Genomic DNA, 4,310 nt, shown 5'->3' with positions numbered 1-4,310 from the left:
TGAGATAATCAGAGACGAGTACGATGCTCCAATTCTTGCTTCCGCTATTAAGGCTAGACCAGATGTGTTTGTTACAGGCGACAAAGACTTCTTTGAAGAGCGAGTAAGAGCATTGATCAGAGTCGCAACTACAAGAGAGACACTCAAGCTCATACAAGAAAGCAAGATATGAAGCAAAGCTCTTCTGAGCCAACTCCCCACCAATAACGTATGATCAGCCGGTCAAAGAAGAAAGAGCACTGTCGGACGTTCGTTGCGCTCTGTGAAAGACCGAGAAGCGAAAATGGGGACTGACCGGCTCCATAAGAATCGCTGTACGCTTGCTAAGTGACGCTGCACGCTGTGAGGAGACGTCCTTTGAAAAAGCAGTTCCAAGTTGCATGTTCCAAGTTGCAAGCGGTAGAGCGAAAAACTCAGATTCCGTCATGCTGTAAGAGCCGTCCTTCGAAGAGCAGTGAGGAGTTGCTTGTTCCAGTTGCAGGCTAGAGACCTGAAAGCAAAAATGTCACAACGCGTCATCTGAACTTGATTCAGAGTCTTACCCTTCTTTTTTCGTCTCATGTAGCTTTTCTGGTTGACCAAGAACGAAGCACTGGTTTTTCCCTCGGCTAAAGGAGAACCGTTTAACGGCCAACTGATATCGCTTTGCTCTTTCCAATCCCTACCGCAACCCCCGACCCCGGCCTTTTGCTTTTTCTTACTATGCATGATCTGCTTTCTCTCCTTGCTCTTGATACTCTCGAATATGGTTTTTCTAGAAGCGAGGCTTCACCTCAAACTCAAAACGTCTTCTCGCTCTCTAGGTTTTCTCGGAGAACCGATAATCCCAGCAACTTGCATCTGGTGGAACTGATTTCTCTCTCTTCTCCGAGGGTGGATCGCCTACAACCACAACTCTCGGTCTCCAATGTGTCTTTATGAATCCCATTAGCCAAACGTGTTGTCCCATGAATGGGTAGAGCACTATAATAGTTTATCCAACCATAAGCGAGGAGAAAAGATGAAGAAGGGATACAAGCTGATCTATCAGTTCAAGATAATGCTTCTTGACATCACACCGTTAATCTGGCGACGAATACAGGTTCCGGACATCTACACTTTCTGGGATCTTCACGTCGCAATTCAGGATGCTATGGGCTGGTCTGATTACCATCTACACGAATTTCAGGTCGTTGATCCGAAGAGTGACGAGCTTGTTTATATAGGGCTTCCTATTGAAGACGATTTCAAGGAGGTTCTCGATTCCAGAAAACTGCGCATTTCCGATTATCTCTCGATTCATAACCGAAAGGCGTCATACCTCTATGATTTCGGAGACAACTGGATCCACGATATTCTTCTCGAAGAGGTTCTCGGTAGAGACTTGAGTGTCAAGTATCCTAGATGCATCGCCGGTGAACGAGCCTGCCCGCCTGAAGATGTTGGAGGAACAATGGGTTATCGTGATCTTGTTGAGGCAATGAAGAATAAGAAGCACCCTGATCGAGAAGATCTGATCGACTGGCTGGGAAGAGAGTACGACCCCGAATCCTTCGATCGGATGCAAATCCACTTTGACGACCCTGATGAACGCCTGAAGAACACATATTAGAGAAAGCAGAATAGGACGCAAGACTAGACCGGAGCTATCGTTCCAACACAAATTGCTGATAACAGTAGTCTCCAAAGGGCCCTTTTCATCGACAAGAAGACATGGAACGGTACAGCTCGAAAACAGCTCTAATGAGATCTTGCCAGGCCAAGAGAAACCTTCTTCAAGAACTGGCGACCCAACTCGAAGAATCAAAGCCAAACAGACTCAGAAGACAATTGACTCTCTAAACAGCTTATGAAAAGCGCATCTTAGAAGCCCTTCTCTTTGAAGCTCTCAAAGAAGGACTTTACCGAGCATTCCAGAAGAAAAGCGGCCACTGCATACGTAATACAGGGCAGAGGGTTTTCAGAGCCCCGAATCTTTCTTCCTGGAGATTCTTCTTTCCGATTCCCAGTCAGCAACTGGTGCGAACATCTTTATATAGTATCCAAAGCATGTTGTATCCAGCTATCCGGTTTATGAAGTTACGCAAGATAGTCCTCTTCGAACTCTTCGATTGTCTGATACTTCTTCACCTGGACTCTGTTTTCGTCATAGAGCAATCTGTACTCTTCCATTGCTTCGTCGAAGGTCCTCGCCGACCTCTGTAAATCGTTGATATCGAAGTGCTTCATCAGATCGATAGACACGCCTTCGTACTCCTCTCTCATTTCATCGTAGAATCGCTGGCAACTTGCGGCCGTCATGAGAGACAAGTACTTGTTGTCGGTCTTTGCGGCAAGCTCCATCTTGTTTCTCCAGTTCGAATAGATTTCCTCGTAACTACCTGTAAGAGCCTGCGAATCAAGTTTCTTCTTGCCCTTAACTCTGTACTTGATCTCTTCTATCTTCTCCCCCGTACACCGCAAAAGCGAAGTTGCGCTCTCTTTAATTGAACGCAGTGTATCGGCCTCGATGAGTCGTCTGTAATGACCTGGAAATCCAATCGGTAATTCCCGCATCCTTTCGATCTCTTCAGGTATGTGTCTAGACCCAAGACTTACATATGACTTGTTGATTAGATACATGATCATTTCGATAGAGTTGATCAATTTGGCCGACTCGTATTTGACTCTTCCGGACTCTTCACTCAGAACCAACTCTGCGTAAGTCTTCTGAGCCTACCCGAAATGCATCAATATATTCCTCAGATCGTGTTAATTCAGCGGGCTGTTCAGACGTTCCATAGCTTTACCGCGAAGCTCCATAAACCTCTGAGGTTGCTTGTAGTCACGGTAGTAGACGATGTTCACGTCCATCAGCCTTGAGATGTATGGTGTCGAATATTTAGCCATGTCTTCAAGCTGCTGCCAGCTCGTGCAGTAGATATCATGAGCAACGTCTCCCAAAATGAAGCATGAACCTATTCTGTATCCTTTCGAATCGTTTATTCAATGAAGAGATCTAAATCAGACTTGTCGTGTATGTCTCCAGTGGCAAATGAACCATAGATGCCGACCAACGCTACCGAGTCCGGGCAGACACGCTTCGATTTCTCAATCACCGCCTTGATGATCCTCTCGTTCTTAATCACTAGAGCCTCTTTGATCTTCTCATCCACAACATCCGCTCCATTCTGCATACTGACTTCACTCACCTGCTTATTGCCAACATAACTCATTCAGCTCCCGCAAGTTAGTTTAAAGGACGATTCTATCAAGTGGAGCGGATTTATGTTGACAAACAATACTGTGCTCCATGCAATCACAGGCGATCTCCAGGAAAGGATAAGAGCTGCTAGATTCATCTGAAGAGGCATAGGGTGGGAACCTCCAGCTGCGTTCAGGTCGATGATGTTACACTTGGAATGGAAAATCTCAAGCAACATGAAAGAGGTGGGGTGTGAACTTTGCTGGGAGCAATTGTCGGCGATATCGTCGGGTCGAGATTTGAGTTCAATAATCACCGAAGCAAGGCCTTTGAACTATTCACAGATGAGTGCTTTGCTACGGACGATAGTATAATGAGCCTTGCCGTTGCCAAAGCGATCATGGAAACTGAGAAGGTTGTTGACAAATCGCGAGAAGACTACAGGCTGAGTATGTGCTATGACCGTCTGCTAAGAGAGCTTACAGTGAAATATATGCAGCAGATCGGTCGAAATTATCCTAACTGCGGTTATGGGGGAATGTTTGGAAGATGGATATTCAGCGCCAACCCTCGGCCGTACAATAGCTTCGGCAACGGAGCTGCTATGCGCATTGGCCCTGTGGGATTCACTGCGCGAAATGAATTGGAAGCGATAAGCCTCTCAAAAACGATAACCTCTGTCACTCACGACCACCCGGAAGGGATAAAGGGGGCTGAGGCGACTACCATTGCCATTTTCCTTGCGTGTCAAGGCTTCTCAAAGCGGGATATTCGCGTCAGGATCTCAAGAGATTACTACTCTCTGGATTTCACAATCGACGAGATTCGCCCATCATATGACTTCAATGAAACCTGTCAGGAAACAGTGCCACAGGCCATACAGTGCTTCCTAGAATCAGATTCATTCGAAGATGCAGTCCGCACTGCGGTTTCGCTTGGCGGAGACAGCGACACAATCGCAGCAATAACCGGAGCGATAGCCGAAGCTTACTACAGCATACCGTATGACATAAGAACCAAGGCACTGCACTATCTAGACAAAGAACTCCTCGCGATCTTCTTTGAATGGGAAGCCTTCTTGAAATCATAAAAACTGTCGATAGCGAGATTTCGATTTGACCGTGGTAGGGGGTAGCGGGTAGGGGGT

The 4,310-nt window shown here is 46.5% G+C and carries 5 protein-coding genes; 2 read left to right on the top strand and 3 right to left on the bottom strand.

From position 1 onward, the window contains the following. Positions 1–1,000: 1,000 nt before the first annotated feature. Positions 1,001–1,591 carry a plasmid pRiA4b ORF-3 family protein gene (locus B3K91_RS04485; protein WP_102818906.1) on the top strand — a complete coding sequence of 197 codons (591 nt, stop codon included), beginning with the start codon at positions 1,001–1,003 and terminating at the stop codon, positions 1,589–1,591. Between the two features lie 467 nt (positions 1,592–2,058). Here B3K91_RS04485 and B3K91_RS04480 read toward each other — a convergent pair whose 3' ends face one another. The 3 genes from B3K91_RS04480 to B3K91_RS04470 form a co-directional block, all read right to left on the bottom strand. After that, the gene (locus B3K91_RS04480; RefSeq protein ID WP_214061014.1) at positions 2,059–2,673 is read right to left on the bottom strand and encodes a hypothetical protein; all 615 of its coding nucleotides are present in this window, start codon (positions 2,671–2,673) and stop codon (positions 2,059–2,061) included. A 57-nt stretch (positions 2,674–2,730) separates the two neighbouring features. Beyond that, positions 2,731–2,868 carry a hypothetical protein gene (locus B3K91_RS04475; RefSeq protein ID WP_214061013.1) on the bottom strand — a complete coding sequence of 46 codons (138 nt, stop codon included), beginning with the start codon at positions 2,866–2,868 and terminating at the stop codon, positions 2,731–2,733. Positions 2,869–2,960: 92 nt separating this feature from the next. Next, positions 2,961–3,194, bottom strand: coding sequence for a nucleotidyltransferase domain-containing protein (locus B3K91_RS04470; protein ID WP_214061012.1), 234 nt, complete (start codon positions 3,192–3,194; stop codon positions 2,961–2,963). A gap of 228 nt (positions 3,195–3,422) precedes the next feature. Between B3K91_RS04470 and B3K91_RS04465 the strand changes: the two genes are divergently transcribed. After that, the gene (locus tag B3K91_RS04465) at positions 3,423–4,253 is read left to right on the top strand and encodes an ADP-ribosylglycohydrolase family protein (RefSeq protein WP_214078425.1); all 831 of its coding nucleotides are present in this window, start codon (positions 3,423–3,425) and stop codon (positions 4,251–4,253) included. Positions 4,254–4,310 lie beyond the last annotated feature (57 nt).

The organism is Mesotoga sp. UBA5847 (genome assembly GCF_002432735.1).
In the GTDB taxonomy this organism is placed as follows: Bacteria; Thermotogota; Thermotogae; order Petrotogales; family Kosmotogaceae; genus Mesotoga.
The sequence above is the reverse complement of the archived record's forward strand: the minus strand, read 5'-3'. Positions and strand labels throughout refer to the sequence as shown.

What these genes read in the sequence shown, in the direction of transcription:
- B3K91_RS04485 (WP_102818906.1), top strand. Translation starts at nt 1,001, where the DNA reads ATGAAGAAGGGATACAAGCTGATCTATCAGTTCAAGATAATGCTTCTT.
- B3K91_RS04475 (WP_214061013.1), bottom strand. Translation starts at nt 2,868, where the DNA reads ATGGCTAAATATTCGACACCATACATCTCAAGGCTGATGGACGTGAAC.
- B3K91_RS04470 (WP_214061012.1), bottom strand. Translation starts at nt 3,194, where the DNA reads ATGAGTTATGTTGGCAATAAGCAGGTGAGTGAAGTCAGTATGCAGAAT.